Annotated in this window: 18 protein-coding genes; 10 read left to right on the forward strand and 8 right to left on the reverse strand. The window is 34.4% G+C overall.

Going from position 1 to position 22,950, the window contains the following annotated elements; all coding sequences use genetic code 11:
• Positions 1-3 precede the first annotated feature (3 nt).
• The 4 genes from ACPF9A_RS15645 (at position 4) to guaB (ending at position 6,585) form a co-directional block, all read left to right on the forward strand.
• Positions 4-1,128, forward strand: a complete 1,125-nt coding sequence (locus tag ACPF9A_RS15645) for an imelysin family protein (RefSeq protein ID WP_423998406.1) — start codon at positions 4-6, stop codon at positions 1,126-1,128.
• Positions 1,128-2,495, forward strand: a complete 1,368-nt coding sequence (locus ACPF9A_RS15650) for an HTTM domain-containing protein (protein ID WP_423998407.1) — start codon at positions 1,128-1,130, stop codon at positions 2,493-2,495. The genes ACPF9A_RS15645 and ACPF9A_RS15650 overlap by 1 nt, the downstream gene beginning before the upstream one ends.
• On the forward strand, positions 2,476-4,950 hold the full coding sequence (locus tag ACPF9A_RS15655; protein ID WP_423998408.1) for a TonB-dependent receptor domain-containing protein: 2,475 nt from the start codon (positions 2,476-2,478) through the stop codon (positions 4,948-4,950). The genes ACPF9A_RS15650 and ACPF9A_RS15655 overlap by 20 nt, the downstream gene beginning before the upstream one ends.
• Before the next feature lie 162 nt (positions 4,951-5,112).
• Positions 5,113-6,585, forward strand: coding sequence for an IMP dehydrogenase (gene guaB / locus ACPF9A_RS15660; protein WP_423998409.1), 1,473 nt, complete (start codon positions 5,113-5,115; stop codon positions 6,583-6,585).
• A 62-nt stretch (positions 6,586-6,647) separates the two neighbouring features.
• Here the strand turns inward: guaB and ACPF9A_RS15665 are convergent, their stop codons facing one another.
• The 3 genes from ACPF9A_RS15665 to lysA all read right to left on the reverse strand — a co-directional run bounded on the left by ACPF9A_RS15665 (position 6,648) and on the right by lysA (position 11,215).
• Complete coding sequence (locus ACPF9A_RS15665) at positions 6,648-9,230, reverse strand: M1 family metallopeptidase (protein ID WP_423998410.1); 2,583 nt, start codon at positions 9,228-9,230, stop codon at positions 6,648-6,650.
• Between the two features lie 149 nt (positions 9,231-9,379).
• Positions 9,380-9,916 carry a thioredoxin family protein gene (locus tag ACPF9A_RS15670; RefSeq protein WP_423998411.1) on the reverse strand — a complete coding sequence of 179 codons (537 nt, stop codon included), beginning with the start codon at positions 9,914-9,916 and terminating at the stop codon, positions 9,380-9,382.
• A gap of 60 nt (positions 9,917-9,976) precedes the next feature.
• The gene (gene lysA, locus ACPF9A_RS15675) at positions 9,977-11,215 is read right to left on the reverse strand and encodes a diaminopimelate decarboxylase (RefSeq protein WP_423998412.1); all 1,239 of its coding nucleotides are present in this window, start codon (positions 11,213-11,215) and stop codon (positions 9,977-9,979) included.
• 151 nt (positions 11,216-11,366) lie between these two features.
• Here lysA and ACPF9A_RS15680 point away from each other — a divergent pair, with 151 nt between their 5' ends.
• From ACPF9A_RS15680 to ACPF9A_RS15695, 4 genes are all read left to right on the forward strand, one after another.
• Positions 11,367-12,005, forward strand: coding sequence for an LON peptidase substrate-binding domain-containing protein (locus ACPF9A_RS15680; RefSeq protein ID WP_423998413.1), 639 nt, complete (start codon positions 11,367-11,369; stop codon positions 12,003-12,005).
• 151 nt (positions 12,006-12,156) lie between these two features.
• Positions 12,157-13,350: an ADP-forming succinate--CoA ligase subunit beta gene (gene sucC / locus ACPF9A_RS15685; protein WP_423998414.1), complete on the forward strand. Its 1,194-nt coding sequence runs from the start codon at positions 12,157-12,159 to the stop codon at positions 13,348-13,350.
• A gap of 228 nt (positions 13,351-13,578) precedes the next feature.
• On the forward strand, positions 13,579-13,914 hold the full coding sequence (locus ACPF9A_RS15690; RefSeq protein ID WP_423998415.1) for a hypothetical protein: 336 nt from the start codon (positions 13,579-13,581) through the stop codon (positions 13,912-13,914).
• Positions 13,915-14,278: 364 nt separating this feature from the next.
• Positions 14,279-14,614 carry a hypothetical protein gene (locus tag ACPF9A_RS15695; RefSeq protein ID WP_423998416.1) on the forward strand — a complete coding sequence of 112 codons (336 nt, stop codon included), beginning with the start codon at positions 14,279-14,281 and terminating at the stop codon, positions 14,612-14,614.
• 48 nt (positions 14,615-14,662) lie between these two features.
• Here ACPF9A_RS15695 and ACPF9A_RS15700 read toward each other — a convergent pair whose 3' ends face one another.
• Positions 14,663-15,064 carry a DUF1456 family protein gene (locus ACPF9A_RS15700; protein ID WP_423998417.1) on the reverse strand — a complete coding sequence of 134 codons (402 nt, stop codon included), beginning with the start codon at positions 15,062-15,064 and terminating at the stop codon, positions 14,663-14,665.
• Positions 15,065-15,402: 338 nt separating this feature from the next.
• Here ACPF9A_RS15700 and ACPF9A_RS15705 point away from each other — a divergent pair, with 338 nt between their 5' ends.
• Positions 15,403-15,804: a TerB family tellurite resistance protein gene (locus ACPF9A_RS15705; RefSeq protein ID WP_423998418.1), complete on the forward strand. Its 402-nt coding sequence runs from the start codon at positions 15,403-15,405 to the stop codon at positions 15,802-15,804.
• Here ACPF9A_RS15705 and ACPF9A_RS15710 read toward each other — a convergent pair.
• Positions 15,801-17,069 carry a DUF2254 domain-containing protein gene (locus ACPF9A_RS15710; protein WP_423998419.1) on the reverse strand — a complete coding sequence of 423 codons (1,269 nt, stop codon included), beginning with the start codon at positions 17,067-17,069 and terminating at the stop codon, positions 15,801-15,803. The genes ACPF9A_RS15705 and ACPF9A_RS15710 overlap by 4 nt on opposite strands.
• 205 nt (positions 17,070-17,274) lie before the next feature.
• Between ACPF9A_RS15710 and ACPF9A_RS15715 the strand changes: the two genes are divergently transcribed.
• Complete coding sequence (locus ACPF9A_RS15715; RefSeq protein ID WP_423998420.1) at positions 17,275-17,700, forward strand: Hsp20/alpha crystallin family protein; 426 nt, start codon at positions 17,275-17,277, stop codon at positions 17,698-17,700.
• Positions 17,701-17,773: 73 nt separating this feature from the next.
• Here the strand turns inward: ACPF9A_RS15715 and ACPF9A_RS15720 are convergent, their stop codons facing one another.
• The 3 genes from ACPF9A_RS15720 to ACPF9A_RS15730 all read right to left on the reverse strand — a co-directional run bounded on the left by ACPF9A_RS15720 (position 17,774) and on the right by ACPF9A_RS15730 (position 22,950).
• Positions 17,774-19,300 (reverse strand): M20/M25/M40 family metallo-hydrolase, encoded by a 1,527-nt coding sequence (locus ACPF9A_RS15720; RefSeq protein ID WP_423998421.1) that lies wholly within the window; start codon positions 19,298-19,300, stop codon positions 17,774-17,776.
• A gap of 135 nt (positions 19,301-19,435) precedes the next feature.
• Entirely contained in the window at positions 19,436-21,424 is a 1,989-nt protein-coding gene (gene uvrB / locus ACPF9A_RS15725) for an excinuclease ABC subunit UvrB (RefSeq protein WP_423998422.1), read from the reverse strand.
• A gap of 59 nt (positions 21,425-21,483) precedes the next feature.
• Complete coding sequence (locus tag ACPF9A_RS15730; protein ID WP_423998423.1) at positions 21,484-22,950, reverse strand: T9SS type B sorting domain-containing protein; 1,467 nt, start codon at positions 22,948-22,950, stop codon at positions 21,484-21,486.

A 22,950-nucleotide genomic window follows, 5' to 3' on the forward strand; every position in this document is an offset into this window, starting at 1 on the left:
GAGATGAAAAGAATTATTGGATTTTTTATTGTTTTAACCTTGGTTTGGGCATGTTCCAGTGATACTGATGATACGGTGATTGTTGATCCGTTGGTTGAGGTTTCTTTTGAGCGTAGTGCCATGTTAATTAACTGGGCCGATAATATTATCGTACCATCATATGAAGCATTTTCTGGTGATTTAGATGCTTTAATAAATTCATTCAACACTTTTAAAGTTGATGCTAATGAAAGTAATTTATTGACATTTCGCTCTGCATGGGTAAATGCCTATACATCTTGGCAACGTGTTGCTATGTTTGAAATTGGTCCTGCAGAAACGGTAGGGTTTCAGTTGAATATGAATATTTATCCTACCAACACCGATAATATAGATGAATACATTTCTACAGGTAATTATGATTTATCGCTTTCTTCGAACAGGAGCTCTAAAGGTTTTCCAGCATTAGATTATTTGTTGAATGGTTTAGGAGAGGATGATGCATCAATATTAGCTTTCTACAATGGTGATGGTAAAGATGCTCTGTTTACGTTTACAGAAGATGTTTTGTTAGATATGAAATCGCTAACAGATACTGTCCTGTCAGACTGGAAAGAGGGCTATAGAGATACGTTCGTTTCTAATGATGGTGCTTCATCTACTGCCTCTGTAGATCGTATGGTAAACGATTATATCTTTTATTATGAAAAGTATTTAAGAGCAGGTAAAATGGGAATTCCTTTAGGTGTTTTTTCTGGAGCTCCTTTACCTCAAAATGTTGAAGCGTATTATGACGCTACTGTTTCTAATGAATTATTTTTAGAAGGATTAAATGCTGTTCAGGATTTTTTCAACGGTAAACATTTTAATTCCGAAACTGAAGGGGAAAGCCTTGCTTCTTATTTAGATGCGTTGAATACAGTAAAAGATGGCGAAGATTTATCTTCTCTTATTATTACTCAATTCAATACGGCAAGAGATATGGTTCAAGATTTGGCAGCCTTTAGAGAGGAAATTGAAAATAATAATACGCCAACTGCTATGTTTTTAGCATACGACGAAGTGCAAAAAGCAGTGCCAATGTTAAAGGTAGACATGGTTTCTGCCATGAGTATCAGTATTGATTTTGTTGATGCAGATGGTGATTAATGAAATCGATAATAGATACATATATAAAAGCTCCCGTAGAGGCCGCCCCATTGGCGGTCTTTCGTATTTTATTTGGTTTAATGATGCTTTTAAGTATTGTTAGATTTTGGGCTTATGGGTGGATTGATAAATTTTATCTGCAACCAAAGTTCTTTTTCTCCTATTATGGATTTGAATGGGTAAAACCAATTGGCGAATTCACTTATTTAATTTTTATCGTTTGTGCAATTTCTGCCATATTGGTAGTTCTAGGTTATAGGTATAAACTGGCTATTATAGTTTTCTTTTTAAGCTTTACCTATATAGAGCTTATGGATAAGACGACGTATTTAAATCATTACTATTTTATTAGTCTGTTAAGTTTTTTGATGATTTTTTTACCGGCAAATGCCTACTATTCTTTAGATGCTTATAGGAACTCCAATAAAGCTTTTCAATACATACCAAGTTGGACTATAAACAGCATAAAGTTGTTATTAGGTATCGTATATTTTTATGCAGGTTTAGCAAAATTAAATTCAGATTGGTTGCTAAAAGCCATGCCTTTAAAAATATGGTTGCCCTCTAAATTTGATACTCCCTTAATTGGTAGTTTTCTTGGCGAAGAGTGGGTGCACTATGCTTTTAGTTGGTCAGGTGCTTTGTTCGATTTATGTATTCCTTTTTTACTTCTCAATAAAAAGACGAGAACTTTTGCATTCGTAATGGTGGTAATATTTCACGTGCTTACTAGGGTGTTGTTCCCAATTGGAGTTTTTCCTTTTGTAATGATCATATCTGCCATGATATTTTTCGATGCCAGTATTCATTTAAAAATAATAGGCTTCATTTCCAAACTTTTTAAGATTGATTCTAGTAGTTTCAATACAGGGAAAGTTTTTAAGCAAATACCGACTTTTAAAATTAAAATAAAATATGGAATATTAGCACTTTTCTTTTGTTTACAGCTATTGTTGCCATTTAGATACGTATTGTATCCGGGAGAGTTGTTTTGGACAGAAGAGGGGTATCGTTTTTCATGGCGTGTTATGTTAATGGAAAAAACGGGATATGCGCAATTTAAAATAGTGAATGGAGATACGGGTCGATGGTTTTATGTGAATAATTCAGATTTTTTAACTCCTATTCAAGAAAAACAAATGGCTTTTCAGCCAGACTTTATATTGGAATATGCTCATTTTTTGAAAGAACATTTTGAAAACGATGGACATGAAAATGTACAAGTATATGTAGACTGCCAAGTAAGTTTAAACGGAAGATTAAGTACAAAATATATAGATTCTACCATTGATTTGTCAAAGGAGGAAGAGTCTTTTTTACATAAGAATTGGATAACACCATTTAAAGATGAGATTAAAGGAATTTAGTTTTTTGCTATTGTTAGTATTTCTGTCGTTCCCTGTTTTTGGGCAATTTAGTATTACTGGGCAAGTATTGGATACAGAAGGCGAGCCAATACCAGATGCAGAACTGTATATTAAAGAATTAGAACGCTTAGAAACTGCCAATTCTCAAGGTGATTATGTGCTAGATAACTTAAGTTCTGGTACTTATACACTTGTTGCATTTGCATATGAATTCGAGATTTTAGAACAAGATCTCGTTGTCAACGCTAATACGACATTCAATATAGTTTTGCAGCAATTAAAAACTCAAAACCTGTCAGAAGTGGTACTTACGCAGAAAAGAGAAGAAGTTTTTGCTTTAAAACAATTAAAGAAAGTAGATGGTACCGCAATTTACGCAGGTAAAAAAAGTGAAGTGGTATTATTAGAGGGTATAACAGGAAATTTGGCAGCCAATAACCCTAGGCAAATATATAGTCAAGTAGTGGGGCTAAATATTTATGATAATGGTGATGCTGGGTTGCAACTTAATATTGGTGGTAGAGGTTTGGATCCCAATAGAACGGCAAATTTCAATACAAGGCAGAATGGGTATGATATTAGTGCAGACGTTTTAGGGTATCCCGAAAGCTATTACACACCTCCAGCAGAGGCGCTAGAAGAAATTCAAGTAGTTAGAGGAGCTGCTTCTTTGCAATATGGTACTCAGTTTGGTGGTTTGGTAAATTTTAAATTTAAGCAACCAAATACAACAAAGAAAATAGAATGGGTTAGTAGACAAACGGTAGGGTCTTATAACCTTAAGACTAGTTTCAATAGCTTAAGTGGTACTGTTGGTAAAGTAAGTTACTATACCTATTTCAATTATAAAGAAGGGAGTGGTTTTAGACCAAATTCTGATTATAACAGCAGAAATTATTTTGCTCACGTGGGTTATGAGTTTTCAGATAAAACGAAGGTTACACTAGAGACTACATTTCTTAATTATTTGGCGCAACAGCCAGGTGGTCTTACAGATGCCCAATTTATTGAATATCCAACTTTTAGTAATAGGGATAGAAATTGGTTCGATGTTGATTGGAAATTATATTCACTTCGTTTAGATCACAAATTCTCTTCAAAAATGGATTTTAGCTTAAATGTGTTTGGCTTAGATGCATCAAGAAGTGCACTTGGGTTTAGAACCAACAGGGTTTCACAGCCAGATGATGTTGAAGAGCCAAGAGAATTACTAATAGATAATTTTCAAAACTGGGGTGCAGAGGCTAGATTGCTTACTAGGTATAAGCTTGGTGAAACAGAATCTGCCCTATTGGTTGGGTCTAAAATATATAGAACAGATAATAATCAAAGACAGGGGCCTGGAACAACAGCTGCAAATGCCGATTTTAATTTCGCTGATGATGAGTTTCCTAATTATGAAAGGCAGTCTCAATTTAACTTTCCAAATTCCAACCTTGCTTTTTTTGGAGAGAATATTTTCAATATAAATACTAAATTGACATTAACACCTGGTTTTAGATTAGAGCATATTAATACAGAAAGTATAGGCAGCTATAAGAACATCGTTTTAGATTTGGCGGTTAACTCATTGCTAAATGAAGATGTAGAAGATAATAGGGCTTTTGATAGAACATTTTTATTACTTGGTTTAGGTGCTACGTATAAACTAAACCCAAGTGTAGAATTTTACGGCAATTTTTCTCAAAACTATAGGTCGGTAACCTTTAGTGATATTAGGGTTGTAAATCCTTCTTTTCAAGTAGATGAGAACATTAGTGATGAAGATGGTTTTACTGCAGATTTAGGGTTGCGTGGAAGGCATAAAAATGTTTTTTCTTATGATGTAAGTGCTTTTGGTCTGTTGTATGACAATAGACTTGGAGAAATTCTTAAAAGTGAAACTCAGATAAATGCAGCTGGCGTAGAAGTTGAGACGGGAAGCATTATTCGTTTTCGTGGTAATATAGGTACTGCTTTTATGTATGGATTAGAAAGCTTTGGAAACTGGAGCATCAAGGAAACTTTTTTTACTGGAAATGATAAATTAAAATTGAACTACTTTTTAAACCTTGCCCTTACAGAATCTGAATATTTATCTTCAGAAGAGACAAATGTAGAAGGTAATAATGTTGAGTTTATACCGGCTGTAAATTTAAAAACAGGATTAAATTTTGGCTATGATAACTTACTTGGAAGCTTACAGTATACATATTTATCAAGACAGTTTACAGATGCTACCAATGCTCCGCAAGATGTTAATGATAACCAAAGAGGAATTGAGGGCGAAATACCAGCTTATGATATTCTTGATTTTTCATTAGCATATACATACAAGAACTGGAAGCTTGAAGCAGGTATAAACAACGTGTTTAACAACAGTTATTTTACACGCAGAGCTACCGGTTATCCTGGTCCGGGTATTATACCTTCAGAACCTAGAACGTTTTACACAACACTGCAATTTAAACTTTAGAATACTAATCTTAATTTTTTGTGGTTACTTATGGTGTTTCGGTTATCGGTATTTTTAAACTACTGATGTTTAATTAATGTGAAGCTTTTACTAAGGTTTCATGAAGAATTTAAAAACCAACTATATTCACTATATTTGCACGCAATTAAATCCTTAATTGCTATGCAAGCCCACCAAAACAAAATTCTAGGAGAAGGTCTAACGTACGACGACGTATTATTAGTACCTGCATATTCTGAAGTGCTTCCAAGAGAAGTCAGTATTCAGACAAAATTCACAAGAAATATTACTATAAATGTACCTATTATATCGGCAGCGATGGATACGGTTACGGAGTCTAGAATGGCAATTGCCATGGCTCAAGAAGGTGGTATTGGTGTGTTGCACAAAAATATGAGTATTGAGCAACAGGCAATGAAGGTGAGAAAGGTGAAAAGAGCTGAAAGTGGTATGATCTTAGATCCTGTTACTTTGCCGCTTGACTCTAAAGTACAAAATGCTAAAGCTAGTATGAAGGAGTACGGTATTGGAGGTATCCCGATCGTAGATGCCAATGGTAAACTTTTAGGTATTGTAACTAATAGAGATTTACGTTTCGAGAAAAATAATGAAAGACCAATTTCTGAGGTAATGACTTCAGAGAATTTGGTGACAGCTGCAGAAGGGACTTCACTTTCAGAGGCGGAAGATATATTGCAAGAGCACAAAATCGAAAAATTACCTGTCGTAGATAAGAACTATAAGTTGGTAGGTTTGATCACATTTCGTGATATTACAAAACTTACTCAAAAGCCTAGCGCCAATAAAGATCAGTTCGGTAGGCTTCGTGTTGCAGCAGCTTTAGGTGTTACAGCCGATGCTGTAGAAAGAGCAGAAGCATTGGTTAATGCAGGTGTAGATGCAGTGGTGATCGATACTGCTCATGGTCATACCAAAGGAGTGGTAGAGGTGTTAAAAGCAGTAAAGAAGAAATTTCCTAATCTAGATGTTATCGTCGGTAATATCGCTACAGGTGCGGCAGCAAAATATTTGGTAGATGCAGGTGCAGATGCCGTTAAAGTTGGTATTGGTCCGGGTTCAATTTGTACAACAAGAGTTGTTGCAGGTGTTGGTTTTCCTCAGTTCTCTGCGGTATTAGAAGTAGCAGCAGCTATAAAAGGTTCAGGTGTTCCAGTAATTGCAGATGGCGGAATTCGTTATACGGGTGATATCCCTAAAGCGATTGCAGCAGGTGCAGATACGGTAATGCTAGGGTCACTTTTAGCAGGAACAAAAGAATCTCCGGGAGAAACGATTATCTATGAAGGTAGAAAGTTTAAATCTTACCGAGGTATGGGTTCTGTTGAAGCGATGAAGCAAGGTAGTAAGGATCGTTATTTTCAAGATGTTGAAGATGATATTAAAAAATTAGTACCAGAAGGTATTGTAGGTCGTGTGCCTTATAAAGGGGAACTATATGAAAGTATTCACCAGTTTATTGGCGGGTTAAAAGCCGGAATGGGATATTGTGGAGCAAAAGATATTGCCACTTTACAAGAGACAGGCAGGTTCGTTAAAATTACCGCTAGTGGTATTAACGAAAGTCATCCACATGATGTTACTATCACTAAAGAGAGTCCTAATTATAGTAGATAGAAAATATAGTATTACATATAAAAAAAGAGGCCTTTTAGGCCTCTTTTTTTATGTCTTATAATTTAATCTAAAGAGGTGTCAATAGGTTTTTGTAAAAGTTGAACTCTTCTCAAATCATCTGAAGCTTGAAGTACTTTTGATTTTAAAGATGAATTTAATTCAGGATTCTCATCTAGAAAATGCTCTAAAATTTCATAAGCTTCTGGTGAAGTGTAATTACCTATAGTGCTACTTAACCATCTTTTTGGGAAAAAGATATCACCTGTTTTTTGTATTTCATCAACCAAGTCTAGACTCGCCCTTAGATATTGAATGGATTCTTTTTGATGTAAAGGGTGATTTAAATTATTCATTGCATTAGCCACCCATGGCTCTTTAGCTCGGTTTTCTTCTATTTCTAATGACTCGAAAAAATCTTTACTAGTTTGTTGATCTTTCGATAAAGACGGTAATAAGAACTTAAATCTGTTTAATTTGTCATTATTGCTAATTGCCTCTTCTGCTGTTTTTAAAATGTTTTCACTTTCTGGGTGTCCGTACAAGGCTAAATCTATCGCCAATTCAGTAAAGTTGTCATCGTTAAGTTTTAAATTATTGATCACAAATTCTTTCTTCCAAATTTTATATAAATGGTCTAATGAAATATCAGTGTATCCAATTGATGTGTAGGTGGAGTATAAGGTCTTTTTAATATTAGCAGGTAATTCTTCTTGTAATTTAGACCATACTTGCTCACTAATTTCTTTCTGATAAAATAGGCGCTTTTCTACAATTAAGTACTGCCAAAAAATTGAAGTGGTATACCTAGAGATGAGATTGATTAATAATTCATTCTTTTCATTAATTAGCCCTTTTGAGTATAGTTTTATTGCTACATCGGGAGTAATACTACCATTTAGCATATTCTCATACACATTAATATAGGCGTAACCACGAGCCACTTGGTCATTTATGGTCGGTATAATATCTAGATCTTTTTCTTGAATAGGAAACACTCCGTAACCTTCGGCGTTTGAATTATAAAGTATTGAACTTGGTCTAGGTAAACCAATAGCCTCTTCTATAACCAATTCGCTATCAATCATATTGACGGTTAACGTTTTTGTGTTTTCAGGATAAAGAAACAGCACTTCAAATTTCTGTGGCCACGAATGATTTGATTTGTCTTCTGCTTTTTGAGATAGTTTGAAGGATGTGATGTTGTCATCACCATCATATTCTATAACGTCACTAAAAATGGGTCTACTAGAGTTATTAACCCAGACATCGCTCCATGCGACCATATCTGTAGCTGATTTTTTGTCTAGAATGTCAATTAACTCACCCCAAACAGCATTCTTGAATGCAAAGGTTTTAATGTATTCTTGAATGCCTGTTTGAAATGCCTCTTTACCTAAAACGGTTTCTAGTTGACGCATCATTATTGGCGCCTTGTTGTAAATGATACTACCGTAAAGTGAACCTGCGTTGTTGAGGTTTTCTAAGTCTTGGCGAATAGGGTTTGTACCCAATGTTCTGTCTTCACCATAAGCATTGGGGTAGTGGGTGATCATGAAAGCCAATTGATGGTCTATATCTGGGAAAGCGGGATTCATAATTTTATCTGCCATGAAATTGGCAAACACCTCTTTCATCCAAACATCATTAAACCAATTCATAGTAACTAAATCGCCAAACCACATGTGCGATGTTTCGTGAGCAATTAGTTTTGCACGGCTCAATTTATTATTTGCGGTTGCGCTTTCATCTAAAAAGAGCGAACTCTCTCTGTATTGAATGGCACCAACATGTTCCATTCCGCCATATTGAAATCCGGGTATTGCGGCAAAATCCATTTTTTGAAAAGGGAAAGGATATGCGGTATACTTCTCTAAAAATGATAGGGATTGCTGATGTAGATCAAAGATGGAGTCTAAGCTGTACTTAATTTTTGTGCTATCGGTTTCTCGGTATAACATGGTCATATCCATATTTGCCGGTTTTTGAGTTACAGATTCAAATTTGCCTGCCACAAACGAAAATAGATAGGTGCTCATTTGATCAGAAGCACTAAAATTATGTTGTGTGTAGTCTCCTTTCTGAGTTTGCTTTGCTTCTTTTGCACCACATAAAACTTTCCAGTCTTTCGGTGCTGTAATATTCAGCGTATAAATACCTTTTATATTAGGTTGGTCAAAACAAGGGAAAAGTGTTCTTGCACGATCCGGTACTAATAAGGTATATAGGTAATCTTCATTTCTATTTAAAGAAAGTTCACCGGCATTAAAGGCAATGGTAATAGTATTATTCCCCTTTAATAAATACTCCTTTGGTAAAATGATATGTTCCTTTTCATGAAGAATAGCGACATCTGTTTCATTAATAGATACCGATTTTATATTTGAAGTCTCCTCTTTAAAATCTAGGTAAACAGGTTCTCGAAGTTGCTCAAGATCAAAATTTAAAACAAGTTGAGAAGGTATAGGGGCTTCCTGTTCTTTAGGGATGTCAAAACTTAGGTTGTAATGAACATTTGAGATTTGTGAAGCTCTTTGGGTTGCCATAGCTTCTGATACTCCAGGTTCAAGTGGCTTTGCCGAGTCCTTTTCGTTAGCGCACGAAATAAAAAATACAACTAAAAAACTAGCGTAAAATAGGTACTTCATAAGTTAGAGTTATACGTTGTTGTGAAAGTACTTTAATGGAAATTACTTTCCAATTTTTCAACAACTTATAACTTTAAATGAGAATAACTTTATAGATGAGTCATTAGAGATATGTAATGACTATAGTAGACAAGTGTATAGTCTAATAATTATTTACCAGCTTCGCCAGTATAGGCTTTCCAGTCTTTTTCTTTGTATATGTCACTACCAAAATAACGAGCTATTTCTAGGAATGGCTCTGGTTTTTGATAGCCAGGTATTGGAGAAAGCATGTTTAATTCTTCGTCTAAGAAAATAGTAGTTGGGTAACTTAATCGACCTTGCATTAAGGCTGCTGCAAATTCATGATAACCTTTTCTGCCAGAGGGAACAAACTTGTATGTCTTCCCTTTGTATTCGATAGGATCTTTACCTTCTCCATCAAATTTAACCATGTAGTAATTCTCTGCCATATAAGCAGCTACTTCAGCATTTTGAAAAGTGTCCTTATCCATTTTCTTGCACCATCCACACCAATCGGTGTACACATCGATAAAGACTTTCTTTGGGTTTTTATCGGTTGCTGTTAATTTAGCAGCCTCGTCCCAAGAAATCCAATTTACCTCTTGTGTATAACTTGCAGCCGATACAAAAAGTACGGCTAAAAATAAAAATGATTTGGAAAAAGATAAAGAATACGTCTTCATGAGTTTTATTTGAGTGTTTAGTCCAACTAGTATACCAAAACTAACGTATTTTTAAGTGCTTTATTTCACTTTAGCTGTTTCTTTAACAGCGAACAAATCTTTTACGTCAACTTGATTGCGAATTAAATCTTCAAAAGTTTCTCTTTCACATATAAGAACTGCCTTCCCTTTATGCCAAAGAACTTCTGCTGGTCTAAATCTCGAGTTGTAGTTACTTGCCATGGTAAAGCAATAGGCACCTGCATTTTTAAAGCAAAGAATATCGCCTTCAGTGATCTCGTTTATTCTTTTATTACTGGCAAAAGTATCGGTCTCACAGATATACCCTACAACAGAATAATAACGTTCTCTGCCTTTTGGATTAGAAATGTTATTAATGGTATGCGTAGCGCCGTAAAGCATGGGTCTTATTAAATGATTAAAACCAGAATCTACACTTGCAAATACTGTTGATGTCGTTTGTTTAACCACATTTACTTTTGCAAGAAAAACACCTGCTTCACTCACTAAAAATTTACCTGGCTCAAAAGCCAATGTCAAATCTTTGCCGTATTCTTTACAGAACTCATTAAAACGAGTACTTAATTTTTTACCTAGTTCTTCAACATTGGTTTCAATATCACCTTCTTTATAAGGTACTTTGAAGCCGCTACCGAAATCTATAAAATCAAGATTTTTGAAATTACGTGCAGTATCAAACAAAATTTCAGAGGCATATAAGAAAACGTCGATATCTAAAATGTCGCTACCTGTATGCATGTGAATACCGTTGATATTCATTTTAGTTAATTCTACAATACGAAGTAAATGCGGAATTTGATGAATACTGATTCCGAATTTAGAATCTATATGACCTACAGAAATATTAGAATTTCCGCCCGCCATTACATGCGGATTGATACGAATACAAACAGGTATTTTAGGATGCTTGCTACCAAACTGCTCTAATATAGAAAGGTTGTCGATATTAATACGAACACCCAATTTTGCTGCTTGTTCAATTTCTTCCAAAGAAACTCCGTTAGGGGTAAATATGATTGACTCTGGTTTGAAACCAGCTAATAATCCTAATTGTACTTCTTGTATAGATACGGTATCTAAACCACTACCTAAACTATTCATTAATCTTAAAATAGTAATATTAGAAAGTGCCTTGGCTGCATAGTTAAGTTGCAATTTCTTTACAGAACCAAATGCTTTGGTCAGTCTATTGAACTGTGAAACTATTTTTTCCGAATCATAAACATATACCGGATCACCATAGGTTTTTGCGATTTGCAATAAATCCTCATTTCTCATACTATACAATTTTGCTCAAAGTTACTTTTCTAATTCATCAAGAACAAAAATAATAACATAAAAATGATAAAAATAACAAATTGTGATATTTGTAACTTTTGAAGATTGTATTTATTTTGGTGCTAAATAAAGTCCTTTGTACATTTAGCACATGAAATTACCTTTGTTTCCATTACAGTCTATTTTCTTTCCAGGAGAGACCGTGCCGCTGCATGTTTTTGAAAATCGCTACAAACAATTAATACAAGATTGTAGAGATGAGGCGATTACTTTTGGTATACCAGTTTTTATAAATAATAAGATGGAATATGGGGTAGAAGTACAGCTGGTAGAAGTGGTGACAACGTACGAAACCGGAGAGATGGATGTGGTATGTGTTGCGAGGCAAGTATTTAAATTGCTGGCTTTCGACAATATCATGGATGATAAGTTATATTCTGGTGGAATTGTAAAGTTGTTGGAGTACGATTATGAAGCATCCGAAGAAAAAAAGCAAACTATTATCAATGGTATAGAGCAGTTATATGCTATTATGGATGTGCCATATACCAAACTCAACGTAAAAGAATTTAATAGTTTTACGCTGGCCCACAAAATAGGATTGTCTTTTGAGCAAGAGTATCAACTATTACAGATACCTTCAGAAAATGATCGACTTAATTTTATAAGTCTGCATTTAACTTCTACGATTACGGTACTTTCTGAAGTGAACAGAACCAAAAAAACAATCGAACTTAATGGTCATTTCAAAAATTTTGACCCATTAGATTTTAAAGATTTAGAGATTTAGGTCGTTTTTCAGGTACAAAATTCAATCGTATTGCAAGCGATTTGGGTTTTTATCAGGTTAATTATACTAGTTATTCTAATTAATCACCAGTATTTTTAGATTATTACTTCCTGTTTCCTATTTTTGCTTAACAATTAAATTCACCATATATATGAACCTTCACGAATATCAAGGAAAAGAGATATTAGCAAGTTTTGGGGTGCGCATCCAAAGAGGAATAGTTGCCCAAAATGCAAAAGAGGCTGTTGAGGCTGCAAAGCAATTAACTGCTGAAACCGGAACTGGATGGCATGTTATAAAAGCGCAAGTACACGCAGGTGGTCGTGGTAAAGGTGGTGGAGTTAAATTAGCCAAAAACCTAAAAGAGGTAGAAGAGATAGCAAACCAGATTATTGGTATGAACTTAATTACACCGCAAACTTCTGCGGAAGGTAAAAAAGTACACCAAGTATTGGTTGCCGAAGATGTTTACTACCCAGGCGAAAGCGAAACTAGTGAATTCTATATGTCTGTTGTATTGAACAGAGCTACTGGTAAGAATATGATCATGTATTCTACAGAAGGTGGTATGGACATTGAAGAGGTTGCTGAAAGCACTCCGCACTTAATTTTTACAGAAGAAATTGATCCAGCTACAGGTCTATTAGGTTTTCAAGCAAGAAAAATTGCTTTTAACTTAGGTCTTTCAGGTACTGCGTTCAAAGAAATGACAAAATTCGTTGCATCATTATATAAAGCATATGTAGAAAGTGATTCTAATATGTTCGAAATTAACCCAGTATTAAAAACTTCTGATGATTTGATCATGGCTGTTGATGCTAAGGTTTCTATCGATGATAATGCACTATACCGAAGAAAGAAGTATGCCGATATGCGTGATCTTAGAGAAGAGAATGCTATTGAAGTTGAAGCAAGAGAAGTTGGTCTTAACTATGTAGATCTTGACGGTAACGTTGGTTGTATGGTTAACGGTGCAGGTCTTGCAATGGCAACTATGGATTTAATTAAAATGGCGGGTGGTGAGCCAGCTAACTTCTTAGATGTTGGTGGTACAGCAGATGCTAAAAGAGTTGAAGAAGCTTTTAGAATTATCTTAAAAGACCCTAATGTTAAGGCTATTCTAATCAATATTTTTGGTGGTATCGTTCGTTGTGATCGTGTAGCGCAAGGTATTGTTGATGCTTATAAGAATATGGGCGACTCAATTAAAGTGCCGATTATCGTAAGATTACAAGGTACTAACGCTGAGTTAGCAAAAGAGATTATTGATAACTCTGGACTTGCAGTACAATCTGCTGTACAGTTTCAAGAGGCTGCAGATAAAGTAAAAGCTGTATTGGCTTAAACAAGTTTGCTTATCATAATTATATAAAGACCATTCATTTTGAATGGTCTTTTTTTTGTTTTAAGATTAATGTTATTATTGAAAATGTAGTTTATATAGCTAAAAGCTATATATTTTATCAATTTAATATTAAATAGATGTTAAAATTATCATATTAATATTTTAAATATGTTATTTTGTGGTATAAGCAATATATATGTATAATTTCAAACCTTTAAAATATATAGTATGAAAAAAGTCAAAATTATTTTAATCGCAATGTTAGCATTTGGGATTGGAACTGTTACGGCTCATGATACCGAGTCGAATGAGGATAAAGGAACAAAGTGGATTACTGCTCAAATTCATGAAATGTTAGCCGATGAAGCAATACCTGATCAAATACGAGGTGCCAAAGCTGAAATTAAAATTGCCGTTGCAGAAGATGGTATGTATAGGTTATTATCAATTGAATCTACCAATAGTCAATTAAAAGAATTTTTAAAGAACGGTATCGATTTTAAAAATCTTGAACCAGGCAATTCAGATGTAGTTTACGTTATTCCAATAGAGATAGCAGACTAGTAGAATTACTATTTACCAAAAAAAAGAACGCTTATTTAGCGTTCTTTTTTTTTGGCTACATGTTACCATTGTTTTCTAGATATGTATTTATAGTATCTGTAGGTTTAATTTATTGTAATAATAATAGGATTGAAAGACTACTTAAGGTTACTGAAATGAAATAATGTTTAAGCCTTTAAAAACCTTTTTTTTCTATGTTTTGTATTTTTAAATTTGGCAAGGATAATTGAGGAATTTATATTAAAGAGATGTTAAAATATGCTCAAATTGTAACATTGTCATTTTTCAGTCGTCTTTTAAGTAATTCATCATCAATCAATTTTAATCATGCTGCAGTACAAATTGTAGCAAAAAACAAAAAGTCATGAGAAAATTAAGTTTAGTAGTCGTAGCTGCAATGCTATTAGCAACAGGTAATGTATTGGCAAACGATGCAAAGGGCGAAAACCCAACCAGAAATCTTTCTAACCAGATATCAGAAATGCTATCTGATAATAGTTTTTCTATTGAACATAACGATTTAACCGCACAGGTACGTTTTACCTTAAATGCAGATGGTGAGATCGTTGTATTATCTGTGAATACTGAATATGATGAAATGGAAAGTTTCGTCAAAGCCAAACTAAACTATCAAAAAGTTAATTTGGCAAATGTAGAGGAGGGTAAAGTATACACAATTCCTGTACGTATCGAAGGGTAACCTTGTAAAAGGTTAGCGTTGAAAAAAATCTTAATACACCGAGGTGTATTAAGATTTTTTCTTGTTTTTATACTTCACAGAACTTATGGCAGTATCTACCTTTTTCATCTGCTTAGTTTTAAAATCTCTTTTACTGATATTCTTTTGAGCTGGTTTTTGAGTCGGTTTTTGTACTGGTTTAGCGGTATTGCCAGCCATACCTAAAAGTACTTCTCCAGGTGTTTTCGGATTTTCTTTCGTTCCACGAAGATGAAGAACCAGTCCGTTTAAAAAATTACGCAGTACCTGATCTCCACATTCCATATAATTAGGATGATCTTCGTTTCTAAAGAAAGCTCCTAATTCACTTTTTGAAATTTTGAAATCTACAAGCTCTAATATCTCTACGATTTCATCATCTCTAAATTTTAAAGCTACTCTTAGTTTTTTAAAAATATCATTATTAGTCATACCACAAATTTAAGGACTGCAAGTTATTATAAAAATATGACGTGTTGGTTGCTATGCCTTATTATTAGGTGGTTCTAAGATGCATATTGTATTTTATATACTTCATAGAATATAGTTTATCGATGAATTACATAAATATTTTTGACAAAAAGATGCTTCATGCTATTCCAATAAAAATTGAAGTGTAGATAAACATGTGGGTTGAAACTATATTACGAAATGAATTCTCATTATGAGTGTAAAATTAAGGGCAGCTAAATATGTTTAAATGAAATAAAACAGCTCACTTTTACGTTAAAAATATGTAGCATCTGAATATCAATTTGTTACGTAAGAGTATGCCTACTATTAAAGAGAAATTAAGTATTTTGTCAGAAATGATCTCGTTTGCGAAAGTAAATAACGAAGTGAAAGAATCTGAGTATGATTTTCTGTTTTCGGTTGCCCAGCAATTAGAAGTAAGTAAAAAAACTTTTGATAGTCTTTTTACTTCAAATGTAGAACATGTGATACCTAAATCAGAATCAGAACGGTTGTTGCAATTTCACAGGTTGATTTTGCTAATGAATGTTGATAATGAGCAAGATATTCATGAGGTCAAAAGAATATATGATATCGGTCTAAATATGGGTTTGCCACCTGGTGCAATTCAGCAGGTTCTTTCTATAATGCATACTTACCCTAATAAAGTTGTGCCACCAGAGGTGTTGATTTCAATATTTAAAGCGCATTACAACTAAGACCACGATATAAAGTCGGCATCAAGTTCACTAAGGTCTCTCTTGTTTTCGATGTTGCCATTCGCATCTGCTTTTAGCTCATTTACTTCAGCCTCTATAATTTCTAACTGGGTAGAATTTATTACATGTTCGCTAAGTGCCTTTAACATGTGCATTAGTTTTCTCATAACAGTTATATCATGTTTGCAATAAAGGCGATAGGTTGCCATTACGTTAAATAGCACTTCTGAGAATTTGGCGCATTTTATTTGAACCCAGTTCGTACCCTTTTCATCATTTATATATTCGTAGTCTGCTTTTCGCATTAAATCTATGAAAAGCGAAGTCAGGTAGTCAATAGTATTTAATGCGGTACCTGGGTCATTAATTCCGGGGGACATCGCCTTTACACCAATCTCTGAAATTTGCCTAAACCCATAAATATAATTTTCTCCGATCAGTTCTTCTTGACTGAACAATAAGGTGTCCATTACCTTTTTTTTAAATTTAGTGTCTATTGGTTTTTCGGTTAATAACCCTATGGTGCCATCTAATATGAACTGACCTTTGTGTAATTGGATCATAACTTTCATAGAATTTTCTTTACATAATTCTAATAAGTCCTCATTAAGTATTCCGTAGAAATAACCTGTTTTAACAATTTCATATTTTTCCCAATGCTCATAATTGGGGAACTCGAAAGAATTCTTTTCTTGATTTTCGACGATAGATAGTATTTCAGATTTTGTTCTAGCATGAATAGCGGTAAGAATATTGCCTACTTGTATAGCTTGTGAAATATGATGGATGAAGTATATAAAAGCCGCCAAACATATCACTACTAATATAATGCCCAATAATACAGAAAAGCCGGGAGTTTGATATGAGTTTTCTGTGGGCTCAATAGAGATAAGAATAAAAATATTGTAGAGGATGGTGGCAATGTAGAGCCCCAATACGATTTGATGTTTCTCGTCTGAAATAATACCTGGTAATACTCTTGGTGAGAAGTTGCTAGATGCTTGATTCAAAAGAACCATCACCATCGAGAAACTAAATACGGTTAATGAGATTAAACCACCTATAAGCGTACTTAAAATTGTTTTAGCTGTATCGGTATCATCTATTACTAAAGCGGGAGCAACATCAATCAGATACGCTGAAATGCTGTTTTGTTCTAGATAAATCATTAGAAAAGCCAACAGTAATCCTGCTAAAGAGATAATTGTGGGAAAAAAGGCAATTCTAGTTCTAATTTGGTCTATGAAGTTGGTAAGTCTATCCATTTAAATAATTCTGTCTATAAAATTAGTGAATGTGCGAACAGATAACTGTCTTACATGCTAAAATTACAGACTCTTAACATGTAAAAGCGCCAATATGTCGCTAAATCAAATATAAAATACGCCATATTGTCATGTTAATTCAGTTGGTATAGCATTTGTTCTATTCAAATCGACTATTAAATTAATTTATTTAAAAAATACGATTATGAGTTTAACAAAGAGAAACGATGTTTTGTTCCCAGCATTAATGAATGAGATTTTTAGACCAGATTGGTTTGGTGGAACTGAGAATTCACGCTCATCTGTGCCGGCAGCGAATATTAAGGATAATGAAAAAGATTTTGAGTTAGAGCTTTTTGTTCCTGGAAGGTTAAAAGATGATTTTAAAATAGAAATTGATAAAGATGTGCTGACAATTTCAGCAGACGTTAAAGAGGAGAATATTGCAGTAAAAGAAAATTTTACGCGTAAGGAGTTTAATATCTCATCTTTTAAAAGAGCATTTACTATGCCCGATACGGTTGCTACTGATAAAATTGAAGCTACTTATGAAGGTGGAATTTTAAAGTTTAATCTTCCTAAAAAAGAAGAGGCTTTACCAAAGCCAAAAAGAATGATTGAGTTAAAATAAGTTTTAGTTAGTACGTTTTTTAGGTTGGTTTAAGTTGTTTGGTTAAGTGCTTTGAGAGATCAAAGCACTTTTTTTATGGTAGTTTTTCAGTTAAAACAGCAATACATGAAATTATACCCTCTCTGTAATTACCCATTCTCAGGTTTTCGTTAGGGGCATGTATATTATTATCTGGGTTAGGTATTCGAATAGATACCGCCGGTATATTTAATGCTTCTATAAATGGAGCCATGGGTTGAGATCCGCCGGTAGTTCTCATATTTACAACAGTATTGCCAAACACTTTAGTTAAAGCCGAATTTAAAAATTCGCCAATTGAACTATCCATTTCGGTTCTAAATGGTTTTGAGCCAATTCTGTAATTAAACGACACAAGTTTAGGGTAAGTTGCTCTTTCTTCTTTGGTTGGAATGGAGTCGACCATATGAAACCCTTCTTTTTTAATATGTGCCCGTAATAATTCTATTTGCCTTTCCCCAGGTGTCTCAGGTACTAATCGCATATCTATTTCTATGATAACTTCTTCGGGTATCAGCGTACGGACTTCCTTGCCTGTCCATCCTGCTTTTAAACCTCTAATGTTGAAAGATGGAAATTGTAATGCCTCTTGATACGTGTCTGCAACTTCTTCAGGAATGGCTATACCTAGTCTTGAATTAAGACTGTCCATATTTTCTGGTATTTCACCAAGTAGTTCTTTATCGCGTTCTGATAAATAGACACCATCATAAAACCCAGAAATTTTAACTATGCCTTTTTCATCTTTAAAACTATTTATTAATTGTGCTGCTTTAAAAACGGGGTTCGGTGCATAGTTTCCATATTGACCGCTATGCAATGCATCGGTCGAACCAAAAACGGTAATTGTTGCTGTGGCAATTCCTCTAGCGCCATATGTCAACGTCGGTAAATTAGAAAGATGTCTAGTGCCGTCCATGATCAAGAGCATTTCTGATTCTAATAAGTTTTTATTTTTAATAACCGCTTTTGGTAAATCAGGTGAACCAAGTTCTTCTTGAAAATCCATGATTACTTTAATGTTGTATTCGGGATTGATTTGTTGTTCCTGTAAAATTTTCAATGCTGAAATTAATGACATTGCCGGACCTTTAGAATCGGATGCCGATCTGGCAAAAATTCTAAGATCATCGGGTATATTTTTTTGAGTAAAATCGAATTCTTCGGTAGTCCATTCTCCATTTTTTAAGGTCTTAAAAACGGGTTCAAAAGGATCGTTTTGAGACCACTCCGATCGGTCTATAGGTTGCCCGTCAATTTGCAAATAAAATAGGATGCTCTTTCTGTCTTTGTGAAATATTTTTTCGGCAAAGAGTAGGGGTGCACCATCGGTAATTATGGTCTGTGTTTTAAATTTTAAACTCCTAAAAACACTATCGCACCACGCTTTATTATTTTCAATTTGTTCTTGAAAATTACCGTCATTTGGTAATCTTAAAAAATGATGTAAATTCGTAGTAGCGGTCATGAAATTTTCATCGACCATCACTCTAATGTCATCGCTTTTTAATCGCTGTGAAAAGCTATTTAAACTACTGCTTATACATACTGCAATAAGCAATAAATTCGCTAAATTTTTCATTTTATATAGAAATTAAAAGATTTAGTCTTGTCTAAAAATTATACTTAACTATTTATTATCCAGTATTTAATGTCATTTATTGTGAAGTAGAAATGGAGATCTTATCTATTTCAATATAAATGTATAAAAATAGCCTTACTCTTGTTCTTGTAGCGACTTTATTTCATCTCTTAACTTCGCCGCTTGCATAAAGTCTAATTCTTTTGCTGCTTTTTCCATAGCCTTTCTTTTGTCTTTTATGAGCTTCTCAATTTGCTCTTTTGTAAGATAATCCATGTCTGGTTCAGCAGCTCTTAACTCCTCTTTTATGAAGTGATAAGTGGAGACCGAATTCTTAGACAGTACATTGTCTAAACTCTTATTTAAAGCAGTCGGAGTTACATTATTATCCGTGTTATATTGAATCTGTTTTTGTCTTCTATAACTTGTTTCGTCGATGGTTTTTTGCATGCTTGCAGTGATCTTATCTGCGTACATAATTGCACGACCATTTAGGTTTCTTGCAGCTCTACCAACCGTCTGTGTTAAAGAACGATTACTACGTAAAAATCCCTCCTTGTCAGCATCTAAAATAACCACTAAAGAAACCTCTGGTAAATCCAATCCTTCACGTAATAAATTCACCCCGATAAGCACATCAAAAATTCCTTTTCGAAGATCTTGCATGATTTCTACACGTTCTAAAGTGTCAACATCACTATGAATATATCTACATCGAATATTGATTCTGTCCATATATTTAGCCAATTCTTCTGCCATTCTTTTTGTCAAAGTGGTGACTAGTGTACGCTCATCTTTTTCAACACGAATTTGAATTTCTTCTACCAAATCATCAATTTGGTTTAGACTTGGTCTTACTTCAATTATCGGATCTAGAAGTCCGGTTGGTCTAATTACTTGCTCGACATAAACCCCTTGACTCAATTGCAATTCGTAATCTGCAGGTGTCGCACTTACATATAATACCTGATTCTGTAATGCTTCGAACTCTTCAAACTTTAATGGTCTATTGTCCATTGCAGCAGGTAAACGAAAACCGTAATCAACCAAGTTTACTTTTCTTGAGCGGTCACCGCCATACATGGCATGTACTTGAGGTATGGTAACATGACTTTCATCAATAACCATTAAATAATCATCGGGAAAGTAATCTAACAAACAGAAAGGTCTGGTGCCTGGCTCACGACCATCTAAATATCTAGAATAGTTTTCTATACCTGAGCAGTACCCAAGTTCACGTATCATTTCTAAATCGAAATTGGTACGTTCTTCTAATCTTTTTGCTTCTAGTGGCTTTCCAATTTCTTTAAAGTAGTCTATCTGTTTAACCAAATCATCTTGTATGCTATGAATGGCATTTTGTAAAACATCTTTAGAGGTCACGAACATATTCGCTGGGTAAATAGTAAGTGTCTCGTAAACTTCTATAATATTATTATTAAATGGGTCGAAAGCTTCTATTTCTTCAATTTCATCGCCAAAAAAGTGAATTCTATAGGCATGGTCGGCATAACTAGGAAAAACGTCTACAACATCACCTTTTACCCTAAAATTACCGTTCTTAAACTCCGCCATAGTTCTAGAATATAGCGATTGCACCAATAGATGCATTAGCTTGGTTCTGGCAATGACTTGATCTTTTTTTATTGAGATGACATTTTTCTGAAATTCAACGGGGTTACCAATACCATATAAGCAAGAAACTGAAGCAATAACGATGACATCTCTTCTACCTGACAATAAAGAAGAGGTAGTACTAAGACGTAATTTCTCAATATCTTCATTAATGGAAAGATCTTTTTCAATATAAACACCACTTGTTGGTATAAATGCTTCTGGCTGGTAATAGTCGTAATACGATACAAAATACTCGACCGCATTATCAGGAAAAAATTGCTTGAACTCCGAATATAACTGGGCTGCCAAGGTTTTGTTGTGCGCTAATAAAAGTGTCGGTTTTTGAACTTCTTCGATTACATTGGCTACCGTAAAGGTTTTACCAGAACCGGTAACACCCAATAATGTTTGATATTTTTCTTTCTCGTTTATACCTTTTACCAATTCTTTAATGGCATTTGGTTGATCCCCAGTGGGTTTGAAGTCTGATACTACTTTGAATTTCATGCTATAAAATTACGAAAGAAGTGCCATTTAAAAGAGTGCAATAAGAATAATCATTAAGTCTATCGAATTAGTGAAAAGTGACCGATTATAGGTCTCTGATTAAGAAAACTAGCCCTATACCAATAATCGGATTGTGGCATTTCTTTAGTATTAAAAGTACCGTCCCATCCAATACTATTTGGGTTGATTTGTTGTATTAAACTGCCAAATTGATTGAAAATATGTATTACGTCTATAACAGATTCAAAGTTTTCAACAGGCGGCACATACTGCCAGTAATCATTAATGCCATCTCCGTTAGGTGTAAAGAACGAAGGAAAATCTTTTTGAGAAATATCTCTATCAACCGTTCGTTGGGTAATGCCGCATCCATTTTTATCGCGAACAAAAGCAGTATGGTCACCACCTAATACTTTTGTAAATATGGGTGAATCTTGGTAAGGTCCATCTCGGTTGTCTAAAGAGTATTCATATTGACCATCACCTGAAGCATTAACTGTTATCGTTTTGCCGATTTTCGTATTGGTAATGTCTATTGCTGTAATTGTAGCTTCTTCCGATGCTACCACGTCTATAAGTTTAGAACTAACGCATTCAATATCGCCAGCATCGGTTGTTATATTATTGTATGCTTCAAACCGATATTTACCTGGCGCAGAAATAGCTACGCTATGAGTTTCTGATAACAATGTTTCTTCGCTACCGCTATTTGTTAAATACCATCTAAATCCATCGGCATTATCGTTCGATGAAATGGTATAGGGTAGTTCGTTACTGCATATACCTACAATATTAGGTAAATTAATAATTGGCGCCCGGTATATTAATTCGCCTGTAATTTCAGAAATATATGGGTCGCAAACATAAACGGCAAAACTTGTAGTAAATATTTCTTCTACACAAGATGACGCTATGCCGATATTATTATAGGGTTCAATTCTTACATATATATTTGAGTTTTGTGGTAAATCTTCCGGCGGGTTGTAACTCAATTCATTTTTAATATCAAGATTGCTTACTAGTTCATTACCATTTGGTGTAGTTCCTATTGATAAATAATAGCCCGTTGCTGTCGGTACATATGCCCATTCAATATCTGTGATAATAGTTACACTACCCGCATTATTATCTGGAGTGATTAATATGGAGCAAGTAGGGGGTGTGGTAACTTCTAATGTTGTAAAAACGAGTTCGTCACAATTGATTGGCGGACCGTCATACGGAACTAAACTTAATGTTGCGTACATGGTGGTGTCGTCTGGTAAACCTAATGGCGGAGTGTAGAAAGGGTTGGTGCCAATAGGTTTTCTGTCTAAAATATCAGTGCCTTGCGGAGTGGTACCAATAGAAAGTATATAACCGTTATAGCCTAACACTTCGGTCCAAGTTAGTGTAGTGTTTACTTCAATGTTACTTGCACCGTTGTTCGGAAAAGTAAATTCTGTACAATCTTGCCCATAAAAAAATGAACTTGTCAAAAAGAGGCATAACCACCTCAAGAAGAAAGACATTTTTTTGATTTTCAT

It is taken from the genome of Maribacter sp. IgM3_T14_3, assembly GCF_049603095.1.
Taxonomy (GTDB): Bacteria; Bacteroidota; Bacteroidia; order Flavobacteriales; family Flavobacteriaceae; genus Maribacter.